Origin of the sequence: Caballeronia sp. GAWG1-1, assembly GCF_023631465.1 — a bacterium.
GTDB lineage: Bacteria > Pseudomonadota > Gammaproteobacteria > Burkholderiales > Burkholderiaceae > Caballeronia.
Genome location: NZ_JALQDB010000002.1, coordinates 38,684 through 60,754 on the forward strand (window position 1 = coordinate 38,684; position 22,071 = coordinate 60,754).

Consider the following 22,071-nt stretch of genomic DNA (forward strand, 5'->3'; position numbering starts at 1 on the left):
CCTGCGCGCCCGGTGGAACGCACGCGCAGGCAAGAGAGCATGCTCTCAAGCCGACAACCCCCGCTTCCGGTTCACCAGCGCGGTCTCCGCCAGATCGATCTCCCGGATGAGCTTGTTCAACGTCTCGTCGTTGATCGTCTGAGCGGCGCGCAACCTGAACAACTCGGCACGCTCGGCGCGCATCGCGGCCATGCGCAGCCGTGTCTCGACCATTTCGCTTCTCTTCGCAGCCACGCGTGGCGCTTCCTCATCGCCGAGGGATTCCAGCCTGCGCCGGTAAATGCCCATCACACGCGCGGATGAATCCGTGCAGCGCGCCGCCGCCGTTTCGTCCATCTGCTCGATCAGCGTCTCGTGCGTGTCGTCGATAGCGCGTATCGCCGCCTGCGCGATGCGCCGCCGCGCCATGCGCTCCTCCGCCGCGTAGGGCTTGTCGATGCGCGCGGTGCCGCGCAAGAGAATAGGCAAGCCGATGACCGCAATGATGAGCGACACCAGGATCACCGCCGACGCGATGAAGATTGCCACGTCGCGACCCGCGAGCGGCGTGCCGTTATCGAGCGTGACCGGCAGCGAGAGCACGCCCGCGAGTGTGACCGCGCCGCGCACGCCGCCAATCGTGGTCATGGCGAGCGTGCGAAAACCGGGCGCCGCGCCAATGCCCTGTTTCGCGGCGTTGCGGCTCGCCACCCAGCGCAGGCAATATACCCACACGAAGCGCAACGCATACAACGCGACGACGGTCGCAAGCACATAGCCGATCAAAAGGCCTACTTGCGCGTCGCCATCGTGATGCGCTTCTATCAGCGCCTGCCCGATCACGTGCGGCAACTGCAGGCCGAGCAGAATGAACACCATTCCGTTGAAGACGAACTCGATCATCGCCCAGGTGCTCGTCATGCGGATACGCACCGCGCTCGGAATGCTGTCGCGCAGGCTCTGGATGTTCATCATCATTCCCGCCGATACCGCCGCCAGAATGCCCGAGCAACCCGCGCGCTCGGCGATCACGTAGGCGGCGAACGGAATCAGCACGGTGAGAATGACGCCCGCTGCGGGGTCGTCGTCCTCGGAAAACTTGAGGATGCGCGCGGGTATCTCCGTGATCGCCCAACTGATCGCCGCGCCGATGGCGAGCCCGCCCGCCGCGATGATGAAGAAGCTGATGGTCGCGTCGCGCAGGGAGAACACGCCGGTGAGCGCCGCCGCGATGGCGAACTTCAGCGCGACGAGGCCGGACGCGTCGTTCATCAGCGCTTCGCCTTCGAGGATATGCATGAGGTTCGGCGGAATGCGATTGCGCCCGGCAATGCCCGTCAGCGCGACGGCATCCGTCGGCGAAAGCACGGCCGCGAGCGCAAACGCGACGGGCAGCGGCATCTCGGGAATCATCGCGTGCAGGAAGTAGCCGAGCAGCCCGACCGTGATGAACACGAGGCCGAGCGCGAGCATGAGTATCGCGCGGCGCTGCATGTAGAGCTCGCGCTTCGGAATGCGCCAGCCATCCGCGAAAAGCAGCGGCGGAATGAACAGCAGCATGAAGAGTTCGGGATCGAACGTGACGTGAAGCCCGAAGCCGTGCCACGCCAGCACCGCGCCGATGGCGATCTGGATCAGCGGCAGTGGCAGCTTGACCGGAAGCAGGCTCAGTCCGAAGCCGGACAGCGCGACCACCATCAGAAGAATGAGTACGGTGAAGACGATTTCCATATGTGCGGTACTGCACGACGCAAAGAGGCGAAAGCCCTTGATGCCGTCTAGCATTGTTCGGGCGACGCGAAAGTTTATCGCGTGAGCCGGTCAGGGTTGATATACGGTGATATACGACGCTCGCACCGCGGAGGTGCGCATGCACGCGAAATCGCCTGATAGCGGTGCACATTCCACCTAAAACGCCGACAAATCCACATGCATTGCTCGCATGGAGCTTGCTTTATCGTCAGCCACGGGGGACGCAAGACTCCCGGCAGATCAACGAGGGCTGTTCTATGAAATCGGTATTGGACGGGGCCGGGGCGGGACCGGTCAGGCTTGGCCAGGCAAGAGATTCGGCGTTTTGCGGGAGGGCACGGACATGGTGATCGCGAATCCGGAAAAGGCGACGGTCACCACGCGTAGCTTCGAACTGGGCGTGACCTCGGGCTTCGACCGCTATTCCGTCGAACATGGCGACCTGACGCTCTCGAGCGTCTTCCAGCCGGTTTTCAGCCTTTCGCATATGCGCGCGGTCGGCTACGAAGGCTTGTTGCGCGCGCATGACTCGCTCGATCGTCCGGTTCCTCCGGTCGATGTTTTCGGGCAGGCATCGCGTATTGGCGAAGCCATGCTGATCGACCGGCTGGCGCAGGCGCTGCATCTGGAAAACTTCAAGATGCTGGGCGCGCAGACCGAATGGCTCTTTCTCAACGTGCATCCCGGCGCGCTGACCGAGCCGTATCACGCCGCCGCGTTGATGGCCAACCTCAAGCGGCTGCATATCGAGCCGCGCCGCGTCGTGCTCGAAGTGCTGGAGCAGAGCGCCGAAGACATGGAACGGCTCGCGCTCGCCGTGCAGCAGTTCCGCGATCAGGGCTTTCTCATTGCGCTGGACGACTTCGGCGCGGGACATACGAACATCGAACGCATCTGGCAACTCGATCCGGATATCGTGAAGCTAGATCGCGTGATGCTGTCGCACGCCGGGCAGAACGTGCACGCGCCTTCGTCGTCGCGCACGATCAAGCAGCGGCAGAACATGGAAGCGGTGCTTTCGGGCATCGTGTCCTTGCTGCACGAAGCGGGCAAGCTCGTGCTGATAGAAGGCGTCGAGACCGAACACGAGGCGCAATTGGCGCTTGCGAGCGGCGCGGACTTCGTGCAGGGCTTCTTCTTCGCGCGGCCGCATCCGGGTCTCGCGGATGGCGACCACGCGAAAACCGTCATCGGCGAACTCACCGAGCGCTACCGCTTGCAGACCGAGGCGCGCGAACGGCGCGTGGCGACGCGTCTGCAACCCTACGTGCGTGCCTTCGAGCGCGCGGCGGAGCGGCTTGCGGCGGGCGAGCCGCTCGACGAAGTGTGCTGGAACTTCCTCGCGCTCGATAACGCCGCCCGCTGCTTCCTGCTCGACGCCAACGGTCGCCAGGCGGGCCGCAATGTCGTGCTGCGCGCCGACCGCGCGGCGCACGAAGCACGATTTCTCCCGCTGATCGACGCGCAAGGCGCGAACTGGCTGCGCCGGCCGTATTTTCGGGCGGCGCTCGGCGAGCCGGAGCGCGTGCACGTGACGAAGCCGTATCTGTCGATCAACGAGGCGATGCCTTGCGTCACGTTGTCGGTGGAGACGCGGCTCGACGGCAAGCGCTGCGTGCTGTGCGGCGACATCGACTGGATCTCGGACGACGAGCTCGTCTGAGAGCCGAGGCGTCACACGTCCCGATCATTTCGCCACGACGACCGAAATTCCCTTCAGGCTCGATGCGCCCTTCATCGTTTCGATGGACGCGCGCACCGCGTCGCCCGTCGCCGCTTCAATGCCGATGCGCGCCGCGATATCGCGTTCGCCGCGCTTGACCATCGCGAGGCTGGCGAGCTTCACGTGACCGTAGCCGCGCACGCGTTCGAAGAGCGCGGCAAGCGCCAACACGTCTTGCGCGTTGTGCGTATCGCGTTTGGCGAGCGCGCGTTGCATCGTGAGTTCGTAATCGCTGGCGAGTTGACGCTCCATGCGCCGTTCGAGCGTCTTGCCGAATGGATCGAACACCGTGCCGCGCAGCGCGCGAAATCTCGACAAGCCGCCGAGCACGGACCACATCCATTGCCCGAACACCTTCTTCTTCGGCGCGCGTGACATGGCGGGCGGCGCGAGATTGAACTTCACGGTGTAGTCGTCGCCGGCCGCGCCCTCGAACTGCGCGGCGAGCGCGGCGCGAAACGCCGGGTCCGTGTAGAGGCGCGCGACTTCGTACTCGTCCTTCACCGCGAGCAGCTTGTAGAACGTGACCGCAACGGCGCGCGTGAGGGCGTCATCGCCCGATGCGGCCTCGACGAGCTTGCGATAACGCGCGACGTACTTCGCGCCGCCATACGCGAGAAGCCGTTCCTCGCGGTCGCGGATCAGCTCGCGCAAGGGCATGTCCGCCATCGCGACACGCTTGTTTTCCTTCGATGCCGCCAGCGCTTCCAGCGCGCTCGCATCCGCCGCCGCGAGCCGTCCGATGGCGAAGGCCAGCTTGTTCGCGGCCACCGCCACGTTGTTCAGTTCGAGCGCGCGCATGAGCGCCGCGTGCGACAACGGCACGAGCCCCAACTGCCACGCGAAGCCCAGCATCAGAATGTTCGCGCCGATGGTGTCGCCGAGAAAGCGCGTGGCGAGCGCCTGTGCATCGCAGCTTCGGAGCGCGTCGGCGGCATGGGGCCCGGCTGCGTGCCGCATCTTGTCGATGAGCGCATCCGCGTGAAGATTCGCCTCGGGGTTCTGCACGAAGCTCGCGTTGGCGATAGCGTGCGTGTTCACGACGATCTTCGTTCTGTCGTGCCGCACCGTTTGCAAGGCTTCGGGACTCGCGCCCACCACCATGTCGCAAGCGAGCAGCAAGTCGGCCTGTTGCGTGTCGATGCGCACCTGGTTCAGAAGCGCATCGGTCGCGGCGAAGCGCACGAACGACAGCACCGAGCCGCCTTTCTGCGCGAAGCCCATGAAGTCGAGCACCGACGCGCTCTTGCCTTCCAGATGCGCCGCCATGCTGATGAGCGCGCCCACGGTGACCACGCCCGTGCCGCCCACGCCCGTGACCAGGATGTCATAGGGCGCAGCGTCGAGATGCGCTTGCGGCAAGGGCAGGGAATCGACCTTTCGCGCGAGTTCGGCTGGATCGAACGCGTGGCCTTCCGCCTTCTTGAGCTTCGCGCCTTCAAGCGTGACGAAGCTCGGGCAGAAGCCATTCACGCACGAATAGTCCTTGTTGCACGACGACTGATCGATGCGGCGCTTTCTTCCCAACTCCGTTTCCACCGGTTCGACCGATAGACAGTTCGACTTCACGCCGCAGTCGCCGCAACCTTCGCACACCGCTTCGTTGATGAAGAGCCGCTTGTCTGGATCGGGAAATTCGCCTTTCTTGCGGCGGCGGCGCTTTTCGGCGGCGCAGGTCTGGTCGTAGATGAGCACGGTGACGCCCGGCGTGTCGCGCAGACGGCGCTGCACGGCATCGAGTTCGTCGCGATGATGAAACGTCGTGCCGCGCGGAAACTGATCTTCGTGGCCGTCGTACTTTTCGGGCTCGTCGCTGACCACGACGAGCAGCGCAATGCCTTCGGCTTCCACTTGCCGCGCGATTTGCGGCACGGAAATGCTGCCATCGACGGGCTGGCCGCCGGTCATCGCGACGGCGTCGTTATAGAGAATCTTGTACGTGATGTTCGCCTTCGCGGCCACGGCTTGACGAATCGCGAGAATGCCCGAGTGGAAATAGGTGCCGTCGCCCAGGTTCTGAAACACGTGCGGCGTTTTCGTGAACATGGAATGCGAAGCCCAATCGACGCCTTCGCCACCCATCTGAATGAGACCGGTCGTGTCGCGCTCCATCCACGAAGCCATGAAGTGACAGCCGATGCCCGCCTGCGCCACCGACCCTTCGGGCACCTTCGTCGACGTGTTGTGCGGACAGCCCGAGCAGAAGTAGGGCGTGCGCTTCACGGCATCGGCGATATTGGACAGAATTTGCGGCGCGACGAGATCCACCACTTTGTCGCGGCGATCGAGCGCGGGCTTGTGACGCGCGAGCCATTGCGCGAACACCGGCAGCACGCGCGAGGGCCGCAACTCGCCGAGCGCGGACAGAAGCGGCGCGCCATCTTGCGCCGTCTTGCCAATCACCACGGGACGCGCACCCTGCGCGCGGTTGTAGAGATGGTCCTTGATCTGCTGCTCGATGACCGGCCCTTTCTCCTCGATCACGAGCACTTCCGCGAGCCCTTCGACGAACGATTCGAGCCGCGTCGTTTCGAGCGGATACGAGAGCCCGACCTTGTAGATGCGCACGCCCGCCGCATCCAGATGTGCGATGGTGAGATCGAGGCGGCGCAGCGCTTCCATGAGATCGAGATGCGCCTTGCCGCACGTCACGATTCCCACGTTGGCGCGCGGGCTCGGCGCAATCCATTTGTCGATGCTGTTTTCGCGCGCGAAGTGCCGCGCCGCTTCTATCTTCGCGGCGAGGCGCGATTCGATGGTGAGACTCGGCAGATCGGGCCAGCGGTTGTGCAATCCGCCCGGCGGCGGCGTGAAGTCTTGCGGCGCTGGCCAGTCACGGCGGATGCCGTCCAGATCGACGGTCGAGCCGGATTCGACCGTCTCCGAAATCGCCTTGAAGCCGACCCACGCGCCCGAAAAGCGCGACAGCGCCCAGCCGTAGAGACCGAACTCCAGCATGTCGGCCACGTTCGACGGATTCACCACCGGCATGTGCCACGCGATCATCGCCTGATCGCTCTGATGCGGCATCGACGAAGACACGCAGCCGTGATCGTCGCCGGCGACGACGAGCACGCCTCCATGCGGCGAAGAACCGTAGGCGTTGCCGTGCTTGAGCGCATCGCCCGCGCGGTCCACGCCAGGGCCTTTGCCGTACCACATCGCGAAGACGCCATCGACGGTGCGCTCCGGGTCCGATTCAACGCGCTGCGTGCCGAGCACCGCCGTGCCGCCGAGTTCCTCGTTGATCGCGGGCAGAAAGCGCACGTCGTGCGACGCGAGCAGTTTCTTCGCCTTCCACAATTGCTGATCGACCATGCCGAGCGGCGAGCCTCGATAGCCGCTCACGAAACCGGCCGTGTTGAGATTCGCCGCGCGGTCGAGTTCGCGCTGCATCAGGACGAGCCGCACGAGCGCCTGCGTGCCGGTGAGGAAGATGCGGCCGCTCGTGGCGCTCAGGTTGTCGGTCAGTCGATAGCCCGACAATGCCGGTTCTTTAGAGTGCGAGGCGAATGAGTCAGCGGGAACACGCGCGTTCATGGAGTCTCCGTTCTTTTAGGTACGCGGGGCAGGTCTCCATTTTTCGCTGTCGAAGGCGGAAAGTTTTTGCGCACTTCCCGACTATCGCGTTCTCTCGGAAAGTAATCGGATTAATTTCGAGATAACCGAGCGGAATCTCCTCGATTGCCCGGGTCCTCACGTATACCCGAAGCGGGATCGCGCATGCTTTGGGTCTAACCTGAACGCCCGACGATCGCCCCAAGAAGGATGCCGATGAAGCTCTATTACTGGCCGAAGACCCGCGCTTTTCGCGCGCTGTGGATGCTCGAGGAAATGCGCGTGCCTTACGACCTCGAGTTCGTGAACATCCGCGCGGGCGTACAGAACGAGCCCGCGTTCTGCCGCGTCAATCCGATGTCGAAACTGCCCGCGCTGGAAGACGGCGACGTGAAGGTGGCGGAGTCGGGCGCGCTGCTGCTGTATCTCGCGGATCGCTATCCGGAAACGAAACTCGGCGCTTCGCCGCACGACCCGTTGCGCGGCCGCTTTCTGCAGTGGATGTTCTTCACCGGTTCATGTCTCGAACCCGCGATGGCCGAACGCATGACCGGCGCACAAGGAAACACGGTGAGCTTCGGCTGGGGCGATCTGGCGCGCGTGGAGCGCGCCATCGAAGGCGCGCTCGAAGAAGGCCCGTGGCTGCTCGGCGAACAGTTCAGCGCCGCCGACATCCTCGCGGCGAGCACGCTGCAGATTGCGTTCATGGCGAAGCTGATCGCGCCGCAGGGCGTGCTCTTCGATTATGTCGAACGGGCGGTGGCGCGCGATAGTCATGAACGCGCGGCGGCGATCGATCATCGGGAGGCGGAGCGGCTCGCGTTACGGCCGCATACCGGCGCGATCACGCCGCCCGCGCATTAAATGAGATTTAGGGAAACGTGCGCGGCTTAGGGATTCCCGCACCGGCTTCGATGTCCGCTACCGCGCGTCGATGCGCAAGCTCGACCGCGGCGGCGGAATCGGCAAGGCCGTCGCCGCCGACCGTGGACCACGCTTGCACGGGTTTGTCGTTATGACGGATTTCGTACTCCGCATCCCAGCGCGCGCCTTGCAACTCGAGCGGCTTGACGTGGATTGCGTAGACGCCATAAAGGAAGACCTGCTCCGGCATGATGCCCTCCCGATTAGGATAAGCAGCGGCGCGCCGCTGCTCCTACAGTTCGATTTCCCCGAGAATTCGATGCGCAAGCGCGCGCGCTTCTTCCAGCGCTTCGTGCTCGTTCTCCGATGCGGCTTCCACTTCGTAGAGTGTCGGCTCGGTGTCTTCGCCGTCGTCGCGTTCGAGTGAGACGAGACCCTGATACTTGTCCCCGTCGATGGCGCGCACGCCGATCGTCGCGGTATAGATGCCTTTCGTGTACGTCGTGTCTTCCATGAGCGCCTCCGGCAAGGACGAAATCATGCTAGCACGCGGTCATGGAACGCGTATGACGCCGTGCTACCGGAGCAGCTCCTCCACTTCTTCGAGCGATGGCGAATGCCCGCCCGAATGCCGGCATGCCGCCGCGCCTGCCGCCAGCGCGAACTTCAAGTGATCGGGCCATTGGCCGTGACGTGCCATCAGGCTATAGAGCAAGCCGCCGATGGACGCATCGCCGGCGCCGACCGTATCCGCCACTTCGACGCTCGGCGGCCGCGCGCGATATTCCTGGCCATCCGCATAAAGCGTGGCTTCGTCCGAACCGCGCGTGACGAGCACGGTGGCTTGCGGGTTCATCGCGCGGATTTGCGCGAGCGCGTCCGCTTCGGACAAGCCCTTGAACAGCATGTGCAGGTCTTCGTCGGAGACCTTGATGAGATCGGCGAGGGCGGCCATCTTGCGCAGCGTCGGCTCGTAGCCGTGCTCCATCAAGTTGCGATAGTTCGGATCGAAGCTGATCTTCACGCCGTGCTGACGCAGTTGCGCGGCGAGCGCGGCGAGCGTGTTGCCGAGCGGTTGACGCACGAGGCTGATGCAGCCGAAATGCGCCCACTTCACGCGCTCCATCCAGCCTTGCGGCAGCTTCGACGGATCGAACGCGAGGTCCGCGCCGTTCTCGCCCATGAAGTAGTAAGTGGGCGGCTGCGTCTTGTGGACGATGGCGAGCAGCGGCGGACGTTCCACGCGCTGCAGGAAACGCATGTCGAGGCCGGCGGCGACGCTTGCGTCCCAGAGATCGTCGGAGAAATTATCGGTGCCAAGCGACCCGGCCGCCGCCGTCGGCAACCCGAGACGCGCAACCGCGCGCGCCACGTTCCAGCCCGCGCCGCCCGGACGCGAAAGCCAGCTCGACACGTCGGTGCGGATCATGTCCGTGAGGATGTCGCCTGCGGAAACGAATTGCGGAAAGGTCTCGGATGTCTTCTCGGTTGCCATGCGCGTCACCGTTGTGTCGAATGGGACCCGAGCGCGTTCAGCACTTCGTAGCACGCGCCCATGGTGTGATAGTCGGTCTTGCCGGCAGGACTTTTCTCGTCGCCGTACTTGCGGTTGTCGCACGTGAGGATGCGATACCACGCGCCGTACTCGTGATCGACGAAGTGTTCCCAGCTATAGCGCCAGAGTTCGTCGTAGCTGTCCCAGAAGCGCTCGCGGCCCGTGCGCGCGCCGAGCAGCGCCGCCGCCGCGAAGCTTTCGGCCTGCACCCAGAAGTACTTGTCGTGATCGCAGATGGTGTCGTCGGGGCCGAAGCCGTAATAGAGGCCGCCATGACGATCGTCCCAGGCGCGGCAGAAGCCTGCATCGAACAATTCGATGGCGCGCGGCGCAAGCCACGGCAGCGCGCGATGCCGCTCCAGGATCAGCAGCAGCTTCGCCCATTCGGTCTGATGCCCCGGCTGAAAACCCCACGGACGAAAAATGTTCGAGCTGTCGGATTCGTTGTAATGCCAGTCCACCGACCAGTCGCGCTTGAAGTGTTCCCAGACGAGGCCGTGCGAAAGCTTCGCCTGCCGCAGCGTGATGTTGCCCGCGATCTTCTCCGCGCGATCCAGATAAATGACGTGGCCGGTGGCTTCATACGCGGCGAGCAGCGCCTCGGTCGCGTGCATGTTGGCGTTCTGCCCGCGATAGTCGGACAACTGCCAGTCGGGCGTGGCTTCGTCGGCGTAGAGACCGGCTTCGGCGTCCCAGAAGCGGCGCTCCATCAGCGCGAAAGTCTCGTCGATGAGCGGCTTCGCTTCGTCGATGCCCGCCATGGCTGCGTGCGCGCAAGCAAGCAGCACGAACGCATGGCCATAGCAATGACGCGTGCCGTCGAGCGTGTTCGCCTGGCCGTCGCGCCATTCGATTTCCCAGTCGTAGCCTTCGTGCTTCGCGTCCCAGTGGGCGTCGCGCAGGAACCGGAACGCGTGGCGCGCCCAGTCCAGATACGACGGATCGCCGAAATGGCGATAAGCCATCGCGTAATTGAAGACGAAGCGCGTGCTGCTGACGAGATGGCGCGTGGTGCGGTCGTAGACGCGGCCGTCGTCCTTGAAGAAGTGGAAAAAGCCGCCTGACTCGTCGCGCGCGGTGGGCGCGTAGAACGCGAGCGTGTCGCGCACGTGCGAGAGCAGGAAGTCGCGGCTGCGGAAATCGACGCTCGCTTGCGGCGCGGTTTCCACGGGGGATGCGGTCAGGTTCATGTATCGCTCATCTCATATCTGGCCGGAGCTCGCGCGGGCGATGAAATCGACGCCCACCAGCGTGTCGGCCTGCCCCGGCGGGTTCGCATTGTCCTCCAGCAACAAGTCGACGCCACGACGGCCGAGCGCTTCCTTGTCGACCGTCACGGTCGAAAGCGGCGGCGTGCTCTGCGCGGCGGCCGGGATATCGTCGAAACCGACGAAGGCGATGTCCTCCGGCACGCGCATACCGTGCGCGAGGCATACGCGCATGGCGGCGAGGGCCGCTGCATCGTTATAGGCGAAAACCGCGTCGGGCAAAGGAATGGATTGCGCGCGCGACTCGCCGATCAGCCGCTGCATGGCGTCGGCGGCGGCGAGATCCGGAGGCGATCCAGGGTGCGTGACGAGTTCCAGCATTGGGTCGAACAGCAGGCCGGCATCGAAATACGCCTTGCGATAGCCAAGCGCGCGCTGCGCGATGCTGTAATGCGCGAGCGACCCGCCGATGAACGCCACGCGCCGCCGCCCCTGCGCGAACAGATGCTGCATTGCAAGCGACGCGCCCCTTACGTTGTCGATGTTCACCGAGCGAAAGCCCGGCGCGCGCAGGTCGATGAGCACCGTGGGGCGCGCCAGCGAATGCAGATGCGCAAGCAGTTCCGGCTCGACGAAGCCCGCGACCGCGATGGCGTCGGGAGCGTGCAGGCGCATTTGCTGCGCGAGATCGAGCGTGGGACCCGCGGTCAACACCGACGGCACGAGCCGATGTTCGCGGCAGGCTTCCTCGAAGCCATGCAGCACATGCGAGAAAAACGGGCTGGCGGCGAAGTTGTTGTGCTGCCTATGCAGCAGAAACGTGACACGGCGAATGCGCGTGCGCAGTTGCGCGGCATCGTAACCGAGTTGCTGCGCGACTTCGACGACGCGCACGCGCGTGGCTTCCGACAGCCCCGGCTGGTTCTTGAGCGCGCGTGACACCGTCCCGATCGAGACGCTTGCCGCGCGCGCGACATCGCGAATGGTGGTGGCCATCGTGGTGATTCTGTCTCCGCAGATTTCCTGCGGCGCGCGCGGTGTTTAGCGCGAACCGGCTACATTCGTTTTGCGGCGATTGTATAGTAAAAAACCGCAAAACAAACCGTGAAGACAGGGTGGGGAAACCACTGAGACCAATGCTGTATGGCGTTTGAAGCCTTTCTGTTTGTTTAGTAAAAAGCAGAAAACATTTACATCGAACCTTCGCGCTCGTGTACCGAACGCTTGTCGGGCGTCCAAACGTCGAGCAGAAGGTCGTCGTCCCAGTAGTGGCACAAGAGCGGCAAGCCCATTCGACCGCGCAGACGCGCGTGCACGTCTTCGCCGGTATGCGTCCAGCCTTCCATGGGTTTTCGCCAGTGGCATGCCACGACCGTTCCGTCCGGCGTAAGCGTGCGGCGCACATGTTCGACGATATGCCACAGCTGCGGCTCGTCGAGGTAGTAGCCGATTTCGCTGAGGAGCACGAGATCGAACTTGCCTTCGGGCCACGCGTCCGGAAGCAGCATGTGCTCGACCGTCACGTTGTCGAATTGCGCGATGCGCTGCCGCGTCAGCTCGACGGCGTCCGCGCTGATGTCCGTGGCGACGACTTCGTCGCAGCGCGCGGCAAGCAGCGCCGTTAGTTCACCGTTGCCGCAGCCCGGTTCGAACGCGCGCGCGTAGCGGTCGTTGGGAAGCGTGGCTAGCGTCAACGCGCGCTTGCGGCGTTCGTACCAACGGTTCCTGATCTTCCAGGGATCGTCGTTGTCCTTGTAAAGCTGGTCAAAGTACTGCTTCGGATCGTTGATGTTGCTCATATGAGAATGACTTCGAAGGGCCTCGTCAGGCGGGCCAGGACATGCTCGGGCAGAACCGGCGCTTGTCCGGTCGTCTTATCCGGCTCGGTCTGGCTTCTGAAGGCTTGCACGGCCCGGAGCTTCCTGGTGTGCGTTGCCGCGTCCAGGGCGATGCGCCGCGCGCGGCTCCACGGCACGCGCGAATCGTCCGGCGACGCCCAATGCCAAGTCCAAAGCGGCACTTCGACAAACGGCAAACCAAGCTCGTTCGCGGCCAGACACGTGGCGCGCCCGACGGCCTCGTGATCGGGATGGCCATCGTACCGCCACGTAGTGAAAACGATGTCACCAGGCTGAAGAAATTTAGCCAGAAGTACTGATAGATCCGCTTCGATTTGTCGCGCCCCGCCATCCGGCAAGCCCAGCCGGACGACTTGCGCGTTACGCAGATGCAGCCGCTGCAAGGCGTCCCGCGTTTCTTGCGGACGCACGCTGGCAAGGCGATCCGGCGTCCATTCGGTCGATTCCGGATGGCTCGCGGTGCCGTCCGTCACGGCGACGATCAACACGTTTCGGCTTAATTCCGAGAGGCGTGAAAGTAATCCGCCCGTACCGAGCACTTCGTCGTCCGGGTGTGGCGCCACGACGACAGCGCGGCCGCCCAGCGGGACGAGATCGGCGGGATCGACTTCCGGTAGCGCGCTTAGCTTGCCCCAGTCTTGCCAGCTTTTCTCGGGCGTGCCTCGCCCTTCGATTACCCTGTCGTGCTCCGGCGCACCGGTTTCGGCGAGCGCCTTCGGCTCTTGCGTCGTCAAACTTTCCATGAGTCAGGCTCCCGTTCGAGCAGATGTTCCGCGAGCGATGCCTCGTCGCGTTCCGCGTGGCTTTGTCTGATGAAGACTGGCAAATCCGCCATCAAGTGAGCGAAGTGATCGTCGCGGCAGAGCGGCGCCGCTCCGAGCGCGCGGCCCGCATGCTCGATGACATGCGCGGCGCAGCGTTCGGCCGCCAGACGCGCGCGCATGGCGGCGAGCATGGCGTTGGCTTGCGGCTCGCGGTCGATGAATGCCGCCGTTTCGCGCAGCAGCGCGACCGTGGCGCAAAGCGTGGCGTCGATAGCGCCGAGATGCGCGAGCTTGTGCGGATCGGCGCCGCGTCGCGCGCCCTTTTCGACGAAGCGCGCAATGCCCGCCGCCGCGCCGAACCAGCACGCTGCAATGCCCGCGCCGCCTTGCCAGAAGCCAGGACGCTCGACATAGCTTCCCGGCTTGCCAATTCGCCGCGCAGGCACGTTGTCGAAGTGGACATCGACGCTCGCGCTTGCTTGCATGCCGACGGCAAACCAGCCTTCGCGCGTCACCTTGACGCCCGGCTGGCGGATATCGACGGCGGCGAGCATCGGCTCTCCGCGCTCGTTCCAAGCCGTCACGAGCGCGTGTGTCACCGAAGCCGCTCCGGAACACCACGCCTTGACGCCGTGAAGAAGCACATCGTCCGACTCCGGGTTGCCTATGGCCGCAAGGCGGGCGTTCGGCGGCTCGGCGGCCCATACGCCCCACGCTTCGTTCGAGGCGTGATGCTTTTCGTCGAGTTCGGCGAGGATGGCGAGCGCGTCCGTATGGCCTTCGTACAGTTTGACGAGCGCGAGGTCGAAAGCGGCGACGGCGCCGAGCGCGCGCCAGCGCTCACGCGTGGCGCCGCGTCCGGGCAAGGGCAGCCGGTCGAGGCGCGCGTCGATCAGCACGCGTAGGGCGCGAGCCGTGTCGTCTGCGTTGCCGCGCTGAAAAGACAAATCTCCGAGACATGCTTGCAGGGCGGATGCCGATACAAGCGGCTCGGCGGCCGAGGCAAGTGACATGGCGTGACTCACTCCCAATCTTCGCTGTGCTGGAGGGCGCTAGCGTTCCGCATGGACATCTCCTGTTCTCGTTTGCGTATTACTTGGACAAGAGTGTGGCAAGCGACATGCCCGGACGCCATTTCAGCCAGACGGGATAAGCAAAAGCGCCGGACAGGAGTCAGGCAAATCGACTTACGCCGTCCGGCCGAGTCGACGGTATCGATCAGACGGGTTCAAATGCACAAAGGCCGCACGAGGCGGCCTTTGTCGGGAAACGATGATGGACGTGTCAGCGCCGCGCGGTTGCGGCGATGTTCTTGCCTTCGCGCGGGGGTTCAGCCGCGGTCTTACGCGCGCCCCAACGTTGCGCCAGGACCGCGCACACCATTAACTGAATTTGATGGAACAGCATCAACGGGAGCACGACGGCGCCAACCGTATGGGACGCGAAAATCACCTTCGCCATTGGAATGCCGGAAGCGAGGCTCTTCTTCGAACCGCAGAAGATGATGGTGATTTGATCGGCGCGGCTGAAACCGAGACGCCGCGCGGTGAAGGCCGTTACCAGGAGCGCGACGGTGAGCAGCAGCACGTTGACGACGAGAAGGCCCAAAAGCGTGGAAGCGGAAATCGAATGCCAGATGCCTTCGTTCACGGCTTCGCTGAACGCGACATAGACCACGAGCAGAATCGAGCCTTGATCGACGAACTTGAGCACCGCCTTGCGCCGGTCGATCCACTTGCCGATAGCCGGACGTAGCAACTGCCCCGCCACGAACGGCACGAGCAATTGCATGACGATACTGCCAACCGTATGCCACGGCGAACCCGTTGTCGCGCCATTGCTCGTCACGAGCAAGCCGACGAGCGCAGGCGTAATGAAGATGCCGAGCAGGCTGGACGCCGACGCGCTGCATACCGCCGCAGGCACGTTGCCTTTTGCCATCGATGTGAACGCGATCGACGACTGCACCGTAGAGGGCAATGTGCACAGGAACAGAATGCCGGTGTAGAGAGCAGGCGTGACGAGCGGCAAGAGCAACGGCTTGAGCGCAAAGCCAAGCAACGGGAACAGCACAAAAGTGCTCAACAGAACGAGAAGATGCAGCCGCCAGTGTGTTGCGCCAGCGACGATCGCCTCGCGGGAGAGCTTTGCGCCGTGCAGAAAGAACAGCAGCCCAATTGCAACGTTGGTGATCCAGTTGAACGCCGTGGCCACGTTGCCGCGACAAGGCAAAAAGCTCGCGAGGATGACCGTGCTGACGAGCGCCAGCGTGAAGTTATCGGGAAGAAGTTTGGGCCGCGCCATCGGTTGGATCTCGCACTCGTGCTTACGGGCCGAAGTATTCGGGTACCGCGCGCGTCAAGTCAGTAAAAACCATGATTTTCGCTCGTAGGCGATTGAAAAGGCAAATTCATTTACAGGATTGATTGATTCCCACCGCGCATGAGCGCGCTTGTTTTCCTTCGATGCAGAAGCATCAACCGGGCCGCCAGACCGGTCACTTCGACAGTGCGCAAATCCTCCGTGAGCGACTTTTTTCATCGGACGATTTGTCTTTCAAATCAGCAAGATGCAGCGGAAAAACTCCGACGTAACATGGTGTTACAACCATGAATCGGGCCTAACACTTTTTGGCTCGACGGCCGACGCCGGGCGAAATAAATTGTGGAACATGCCGGTCGACGAGTGCGCGCGAGATCTCCTCGCCGTCGCCATTGGTCCGACTTTGACCGGTTGTCCGTTGGGCGTCGACTTCTCTTTTTGCGTCGCCAGCGGGCAGGGATGGTGTCGGACACTGGCTGTTTTCTCGACATGGCGCTCATCGGCATACGCACTACGACTCGCTTTCTTGCAGCCACCGCGATCTCTTCGCTGGCGGTCGCGGGTTCGCTCGCGCTCGCCGGTCCGCGTGTCGAATGGCTGTCGTCGGCGGTGTTTCAAGATTCCGCGAGCAGCCGTCAGTCGCTGCACCATACGCCGGTTGCCGCCAAGGACGGTCTCACGCCAGTGAGCGCCGAAGTGCGGCCCGTGCCGCGCGCCGAACAGGCGGCGTCGCTCAGAGGCGCGGGTTCCATTCGCGCGGACATCGCCCGCTATAACGAAGAGCGCAGCCTGCCACGTCAACCCGGCCGCCCGGTCGATGATGGCCGCACCTCCGGCAACGCCAACTTCCGCAACTGAGCTTCATCTGCTGCGACGTCTTGTTGCAATTCCGCAATGCTTGCGCGTTAACTTCGTGGTTAACTAAAAATTATTTGCGCGTCTAGTTACGCCGTGACGGTGACGCAATCACGCCACAGTTGTTCATTCGTAACCGCATAAACATTCCTCTCTTTTCGCGCTGCACGGACAATGCGCCCTGCGCGGGATTTCGCAATCCAAAGCAGTTTCGATTTCCCTTTCATCGCCTTCAAAGGCGCGCCGTTGCTCGGCTTTCTATAAAGACCGCTCGGAACGATTCGGCTTTGACGCGAGAAGCGACGCGCATCGAAGCGTGAAAAGGCGCGCCTGCCTATTCAAACCGTGATACCCGCAATAACCAAAAACATTTTTGACCGGAAAAATGGTCCGTAAAGATGGTGCCGCTCCACTAGCGACACCGCTCTCGCCGAAATCATTAGCCGACAGAAGAGGCGAGTGCACCGTTCCTCGCCCGCCAAGCATTCAATTTTTGACAAACGACAGGAGAGTTCATGAAGCCAACCGTCAACCGTGCGATGAAGACCACGGTCAAGGCCACCGTAGTCGCCGCCATGTTCGGCTTTCTCGCCGCGGGCGCGGCGCAGGCGCAATCGAGCGTCTCGCTTTACGGTCAGGTCGACGAATGGGTCGGCGCACAAAAGTTTCCCGGCGGCGATCGCGCCTGGAATGTGAGCGGCGGCGGTATGTCCACGTCGTACTGGGGCTTGAAGGGCGCCGAAGATCTGGGCAACGGCTACAAGGCGATCTTCACCCTGGAAAGCTTCTTCCGCGCGCAGAACGGCCAATACGGCCGCTTCCAGGGCGACACGTTCTTTGCACGTAACTCGTATGTCGGTATTCAAGGGCCGATCGGTACGTTCACCGCTGGCCGCCTGACGACGCAGTTGTTCGTTTCGACGATTCTGTTCAACCCGTTCGTCGACTCGTATGTCTTCTCGCCGATGGTCTATCACGTGTTCCTCGGTCAGGGCACGTTCCCGACCTACACGACGGATCAGGGCGTGACGGGCGATTCGGGCTGGAACAACTCGTTGCAGTACACGACGCCCGACTTCAACGGCTTGTCCGGCAGCGCGATGTACAGCTTCGGCAACAACGCGGGCGATGGCCGCTCGAAGAAGTACAGCGCGCAGTTCCTGTACTTCCACGGGCCGTTCGCCGCGACCGGCGTTTATCAATACGTGAACTTCAACAACACGCCGGGCGATCTGGTCACCTCGAACGCCTTCGCCATTCCCGGCTACAAGAGCCAGAGCGTTGCCCAGTTGGGTGCGTCGTACGACTTGAAGTACGTAAAGTTCTTCGCCCAGTACATGTACACGAAGAACGACATCGACCCCGGCACGTTCCACGTGAACACGGGGCAGGGCGGTGTGACGGTGCCGCTCGGCCCGGGCCTGGTAATGGCGTCCTATGCGTATTCGCGCAGCAACGGCGGTCTGGACCAGACGCATAAGAGCTGGGCCGTAGGCTACGACTACCCGCTGTCGAAGCGCACCGACGTCTATGCCGCGTACCTGAACGACAAGTACACGAGCATGTCTTCGGGCGATACCTTCGGCGTCGGCATTCGCGCCAAGTTCTGAGTCTTGCGGCAGCAAACGAAAAGCGCGTTCCGGATAATCACCGGAACGCGCTTTTTTTCATCTGAATCTCTGCGACGAGCGTTTCAGCCGATCCGCAAACGCGACTTCGCCTCGTCGTATTCCTGACGCAAGCGCGCGACCAGTTGCGCGACGCTCGGTACATCGTCCATCAGGCCTACGCCCTGGCCCGCGCCCCAGATGTCCTTCCACGCTTTCGCCTTGGCCGCGCTGTCACCGAAATTCATCGCGGTCTTGTCGGACTGCGGCAGCGCTTCGGGATCGAGTCCCGCATTCACGATGCTCTGGCGAATGTAGTTGCCATGCACGCCGGTGAAGAGGTTCGTATAGATGATGTCGGCGGCATTGGCATCGACGATAGCCTGCTTGTAGCTGTCGAGCGCGTGCGCCTCGCGCGTCGCGATGAAGCGCGTGCCCATGTAAGCGAGGTCCGCGCCCATGGCCTGCGCGGCGAGAATCGAGCCGCCGTTGGCGATGGAGCCTGACAGCACGATGGGGCCGTCGAACATGCGCCGCACTTCGCCGACGAGCGCGAACGGCGAGATCGTGCCGGCGTGGCCGCCCGCGCCCGCCGCCACGAGAATCAGCCCGTCGACGCCCGCTTCGAGCGCCTTTTGCGCGTGCCGCAAGTTGATCACGTCATGCAGCACGATCCCGCCGTACGAATGCACCGCATCGATCATTTCCTTTACCGGTGCGCGCAGGCTCGTGATGAAGATCGGCACCTTGTGCTCGACGCACACGCGCACGTCCTGTTCGAGTCGCGCGTTCGACTGGTGGATGATCTGATTCACCGCGATCGGCCCGATGACCGCATTCGGGTTCGCGGACTTGTGTTCGGCGAGCGATGCCTGAATCTGCGTGAGCCATTCGTCGAGCAATTCGGCGGGACGCGCGTTGAGCGCCGGAAACGAACCGACGATGCCCGCCTTGCATTGCGCAAGCACGAGTTCGGGATAGCTGACGATGAACATCGGCGAGCCGACGACCGGCAATGCAAGGTTCTGCAGTACGGCGGGAAGTGCCATGGCGCGAGTCTCCGGGATGTCGTACTTATTTTACGGTTGGGGCGTCGTCTTCGAGCGGCTAAATTGAGACGCACGATCGTTCGATTATAGGCACAGGCGCCGCAGCCCTGTCATCCTCCGATTCCCGAGGAAATCCTCGGTTTCACCGTTTGTGTGCACGTTGCTCATCGAGCATTCGGAATGCCGCGCCTACAATGGACCGCTACGCCACGAACAAGAAAACACCATGTCTTTCAGAGGCTACGAGCCGTTTCGCGTGAATGCGGCGGGCGTCGAGATTGCCGGCGAGAAGGGCGGAGACGGCCCGCCGCTTTTGCTTTTGCATGGTTATCCGCAAACGCACGAGATCTGGCATTCATGCGCCGATGAACTCGCGCGGCACTTCACCGTGATCGCCACCGACTTGCGCGGCTATGGCGCATCGGCCAAGCCGCCGAGCGACGAACGCCACGCGCCTTACTCCAAAGGCGCCATGGCCGCCGATCAGGTCGCGGTCATGCGTCACTTCGGCTTCGAACGATTTCTCGTGTGCGCGCACGATCGCGGAGCGCGCGTCGCGCATCGCATGGCGATCGATTTTCCCGATGCCGTCGATCGCCTGATGCTGCTCGATATCGTGCCGACGCTTGCGATGTTCGAAGCCACTGACCGCGCGTTGTTGAGCGCCAATTTCCACTGGTTCCTGATGAACCAGCCATCGCCCTTTCCGGAAAAGATGATCGGCGCCGATACGACCGGGTTCATCGAACACTTGATGGGCCGTGGCCGTGCGGGTCTTGCGCCGTTCGCGCCGCACGCGCTGCAGGCATATCGCGATGCGCTGGCCGCGCCCGATGCGGTGTTTGCGACATGCGAGGACTATCGCGCGTCGGCGGGCATCGACCTCGAACACGACCGGGACGACACCGAGCGCGGCGTGAAGATAGCGTGCCCCGTGCGCGTGCTATGGGGCGAGCAAGGCGTGCTAGAGCGCGCGTTTGACGTGCTTGGTCAATGGCGGCGCGTCGCGCGCGACGTAAGCGGCCGCGCGCTCGATTGCGGCCATTACGTGCCGGAGGAAGTGCCGCAGGAGTTACTCGTGGAGATGCGTGCCTTCTTCGAAGCAGGGTTCTGCTGACAAAGAGCCGATGATCCCAGGCGCGCGGCCTTACGCATGCTTCGAAAGTGCTTGGTTGGCTTCGGCCCGGACTTGTTCTATATCGGACGCCGCCAGCCAGTGGCAATAACCACCCAGCGTGGACCTATCGATGTCCTGCAGCGCAATGTGATCGTATGCGCCTTCGCGATACTTCAATTTCGACCAGTACTCGTCTGTTTGCCACGCATGAATATGCAGGACATCGCTGCCATGCGTAAGCGACGCGTAGGGGAAATGGTCCAAAAGGCCTATTGAGCAACGCTGCGGATACGTGCGACGTAGCGCTAGCTCTCCTGCATACATGGTGATCACGTTTCTGCACCAGCCTGGCCACTCTCCACGGAAGTCTTTGAACTCCTCGTCGAACAGGCGGATGCAACAGTCCATTTGAGCCGGCAAAAAGTCGCACACCATTGTCGATGGCCCCAGCACCGACGCACCGATATTGTGTAAGCCGGAATGAGGAAATCCCCACCGGGCACTGCATTCGTTAAGTTTCTGTCGGACCGACGCCTCATATGCATACGCTCCGAAACCAAAGCAAAGGCCGGCAGGATGAAACTTCGACAGCGCGGGCGTCACAAAGGTGTCGCAATCTGTTTTCAGAATGTAATCGAACTGCCGACAAACGTCTAAAACGGCTTTATCGCAGAGATTGGCGACAGAATTAATGTATCCATAATCCGACCATTCGCTGTTTTTCTGAGAATAAGGAACGCTCGGAATAACGACTATATTACTGTCTCGCGGCAGTTTAAATGTTGCTTCCGGATGGCACGCAACGATTAACGTGCTTCGGTCAAACAAGCCTGTATGGATGATGCTCTTATAGAGCCAGCCAAATTCCTCGATGTTACTCGGAACATTGTCTACATACACCAGTATGCCGATATCTTTTCGTGCTTGATTCAAGAAAGACCTTTTTAACGATACATGTATTTAGTGCCAGCGGCGAAGTTGGCCCGCGCTTGCTGGCACTTACTACTTTTGTTCGCTTAAATCACGGGAAAGATAGACAGCGTAGTGCCGTACTGCAGGGAGACGTTGGTCGAAGTGTAAATTGCAAAATCGGTCCAGGTAGTCAACTGAAGCATGCCGCTGAAAGGAATAATAACATTGCCAGCCTTGCCCCCATGATCGGTGGCTACCTTGAAGTAGTAAGGGTCGTCGTAGAATGCATCCTTGCCGCTTGCGGCCAGGTTCGGCTCGCTTCTGTTAATCGAGACCTGAGCCAAGTTCGCGTCCGCCACCGAAACGACCATTTGCCCCGCGACAGCATACACGCCATTTGGCAGGCTCAATGAACCATCGGGATTAACGTGGCTTACCTGGTCATACGGCAAACCGAAATGCAAAAAATTCCATCTTTTTGCGTTCGAAATCTGCGTAATGGGTAGCAGCTCCGAGTCTCTCAAACGAATACTGAGATAACGCCCCTGTGCCGTTGTCGTCTGTGCTTGACTTGACGTGGATGTCATTAACCCCGCTAGTAACGGGACCGCTACAGTGGAGGCAGATACGAGTTTTCTACGATTAATGTCCCTTATGATTTGTAATGAGTTGTAAAAATGGAAGCTCGAAATGACTTAAGGTTCAGTGATTTCGGGCGTATTTAATCGTAGCGGAAATTTTTACCTGTATCAACGCCGATTTTTCTTATTAATTGAGGAAAGTCACGTTGATTTATTCTCAAGCTCGCGGCTTCATGTAGCGCTTCGCTGACGTGTAAAGACGCATCAAACGGCATTAAAAATGAGTGTCGATAGCGCGAACATGGTTGCCTTTAGTGTGCGCTTGTCGTCAACTTACTGTAGGGAAAGCACCGATGCACGTGATAT

At 62.1% G+C, this 22,071-nt stretch carries 19 protein-coding genes; 5 read left to right on the forward strand and 14 right to left on the reverse strand.

Going from position 1 to position 22,071, the window contains the following annotated elements; all coding sequences use genetic code 11:
• Window positions 1–45: 45 nt before the first annotated feature.
• Window positions 46–1,710: a Na+/H+ antiporter gene (locus NCT03_RS00545; RefSeq protein ID WP_244828152.1), complete on the reverse strand. Its 1,665-nt coding sequence runs from the start codon at window positions 1,708–1,710 to the stop codon at window positions 46–48.
• A 364-nt stretch (window positions 1,711–2,074) separates the two neighbouring features.
• Between NCT03_RS00545 and NCT03_RS00550 the strand changes: the two genes are divergently transcribed.
• A complete protein-coding gene (locus tag NCT03_RS00550) occupies window positions 2,075–3,394 on the forward strand; it encodes a sensor domain-containing phosphodiesterase (RefSeq protein WP_244826761.1) in 1,320 nt (439 codons plus the stop codon).
• Window positions 3,395–3,418: 24 nt separating this feature from the next.
• Here the strand turns inward: NCT03_RS00550 and NCT03_RS00555 are convergent, their stop codons facing one another.
• Window positions 3,419–6,994, reverse strand: coding sequence for an indolepyruvate ferredoxin oxidoreductase family protein (locus NCT03_RS00555; protein WP_250491659.1), 3,576 nt, complete (start codon window positions 6,992–6,994; stop codon window positions 3,419–3,421).
• A 234-nt stretch (window positions 6,995–7,228) separates the two neighbouring features.
• Between NCT03_RS00555 and NCT03_RS00560 the strand changes: the two genes are divergently transcribed.
• A complete protein-coding gene (locus tag NCT03_RS00560; RefSeq protein ID WP_244826763.1) occupies window positions 7,229–7,876 on the forward strand; it encodes a glutathione S-transferase family protein in 648 nt (215 codons plus the stop codon).
• A 7-nt stretch (window positions 7,877–7,883) separates the two neighbouring features.
• Here the strand turns inward: NCT03_RS00560 and NCT03_RS00565 are convergent, their stop codons facing one another.
• The 9 genes from NCT03_RS00565 to NCT03_RS00605 form a co-directional block, all read right to left on the reverse strand.
• Window positions 7,884–8,126, reverse strand: coding sequence for a hypothetical protein (locus NCT03_RS00565; protein ID WP_244826764.1), 243 nt, complete (start codon window positions 8,124–8,126; stop codon window positions 7,884–7,886).
• 42 nt (window positions 8,127–8,168) lie between these two features.
• Window positions 8,169–8,390 (reverse strand): hypothetical protein, encoded by a 222-nt coding sequence (locus NCT03_RS00570; protein WP_244828154.1) that lies wholly within the window; start codon window positions 8,388–8,390, stop codon window positions 8,169–8,171.
• Window positions 8,391–8,453: 63 nt separating this feature from the next.
• On the reverse strand, window positions 8,454–9,371 hold the full coding sequence (locus NCT03_RS00575) for a carbohydrate kinase family protein (protein ID WP_244826765.1): 918 nt from the start codon (window positions 9,369–9,371) through the stop codon (window positions 8,454–8,456).
• A 5-nt stretch (window positions 9,372–9,376) separates the two neighbouring features.
• On the reverse strand, window positions 9,377–10,621 hold the full coding sequence (locus NCT03_RS00580; protein ID WP_250491660.1) for an AGE family epimerase/isomerase: 1,245 nt from the start codon (window positions 10,619–10,621) through the stop codon (window positions 9,377–9,379).
• A gap of 12 nt (window positions 10,622–10,633) precedes the next feature.
• On the reverse strand, window positions 10,634–11,635 hold the full coding sequence (locus NCT03_RS00585) for a LacI family DNA-binding transcriptional regulator (protein ID WP_244826767.1): 1,002 nt from the start codon (window positions 11,633–11,635) through the stop codon (window positions 10,634–10,636).
• A gap of 194 nt (window positions 11,636–11,829) precedes the next feature.
• The gene (locus NCT03_RS00590; RefSeq protein WP_244826768.1) at window positions 11,830–12,438 is read right to left on the reverse strand and encodes a class I SAM-dependent DNA methyltransferase; all 609 of its coding nucleotides are present in this window, start codon (window positions 12,436–12,438) and stop codon (window positions 11,830–11,832) included.
• On the reverse strand, window positions 12,435–13,241 hold the full coding sequence (locus NCT03_RS00595; RefSeq protein WP_244826769.1) for a PIG-L deacetylase family protein: 807 nt from the start codon (window positions 13,239–13,241) through the stop codon (window positions 12,435–12,437). The genes NCT03_RS00590 and NCT03_RS00595 overlap by 4 nt, the downstream gene beginning before the upstream one ends.
• The gene (locus tag NCT03_RS00600) at window positions 13,229–14,275 is read right to left on the reverse strand and encodes an acyl-CoA dehydrogenase family protein (protein ID WP_250491661.1); all 1,047 of its coding nucleotides are present in this window, start codon (window positions 14,273–14,275) and stop codon (window positions 13,229–13,231) included. The genes NCT03_RS00595 and NCT03_RS00600 overlap by 13 nt, the downstream gene beginning before the upstream one ends.
• A 271-nt stretch (window positions 14,276–14,546) precedes the next feature.
• Window positions 14,547–15,566: a bile acid:sodium symporter family protein gene (locus tag NCT03_RS00605; RefSeq protein WP_250491662.1), complete on the reverse strand. Its 1,020-nt coding sequence runs from the start codon at window positions 15,564–15,566 to the stop codon at window positions 14,547–14,549.
• 477 nt (window positions 15,567–16,043) lie between these two features.
• On the opposite strand from NCT03_RS00605, the gene NCT03_RS00610 reads away from it, so the two are divergent.
• On the forward strand, window positions 16,044–16,442 hold the full coding sequence (locus tag NCT03_RS00610) for a hypothetical protein (protein ID WP_244826772.1): 399 nt from the start codon (window positions 16,044–16,046) through the stop codon (window positions 16,440–16,442).
• Window positions 16,443–16,954: 512 nt separating this feature from the next.
• Window positions 16,955–18,049, forward strand: a complete 1,095-nt coding sequence (locus NCT03_RS00615) for a porin (RefSeq protein ID WP_244826773.1) — start codon at window positions 16,955–16,957, stop codon at window positions 18,047–18,049.
• A gap of 83 nt (window positions 18,050–18,132) precedes the next feature.
• Here NCT03_RS00615 and NCT03_RS00620 read toward each other — a convergent pair whose 3' ends face one another.
• Entirely contained in the window at window positions 18,133–19,095 is a 963-nt protein-coding gene (locus tag NCT03_RS00620) for an NAD(P)H-dependent flavin oxidoreductase (RefSeq protein ID WP_244826774.1), read from the reverse strand.
• A 226-nt stretch (window positions 19,096–19,321) separates the two neighbouring features.
• On the opposite strand from NCT03_RS00620, the gene NCT03_RS00625 reads away from it, so the two are divergent.
• On the forward strand, window positions 19,322–20,212 hold the full coding sequence (locus NCT03_RS00625; RefSeq protein WP_250491663.1) for an alpha/beta fold hydrolase: 891 nt from the start codon (window positions 19,322–19,324) through the stop codon (window positions 20,210–20,212).
• A 30-nt stretch (window positions 20,213–20,242) separates the two neighbouring features.
• Here NCT03_RS00625 and NCT03_RS00630 read toward each other — a convergent pair whose 3' ends face one another.
• Window positions 20,243–21,145 (reverse strand): DUF7164 domain-containing protein, encoded by a 903-nt coding sequence (locus NCT03_RS00630; RefSeq protein ID WP_250491664.1) that lies wholly within the window; start codon window positions 21,143–21,145, stop codon window positions 20,243–20,245.
• An 83-nt stretch (window positions 21,146–21,228) separates the two neighbouring features.
• A complete protein-coding gene (locus tag NCT03_RS00635) occupies window positions 21,229–21,711 on the reverse strand; it encodes a hypothetical protein (RefSeq protein WP_250491665.1) in 483 nt (160 codons plus the stop codon).
• Window positions 21,712–22,071: the final 360 nt, after the last annotated feature.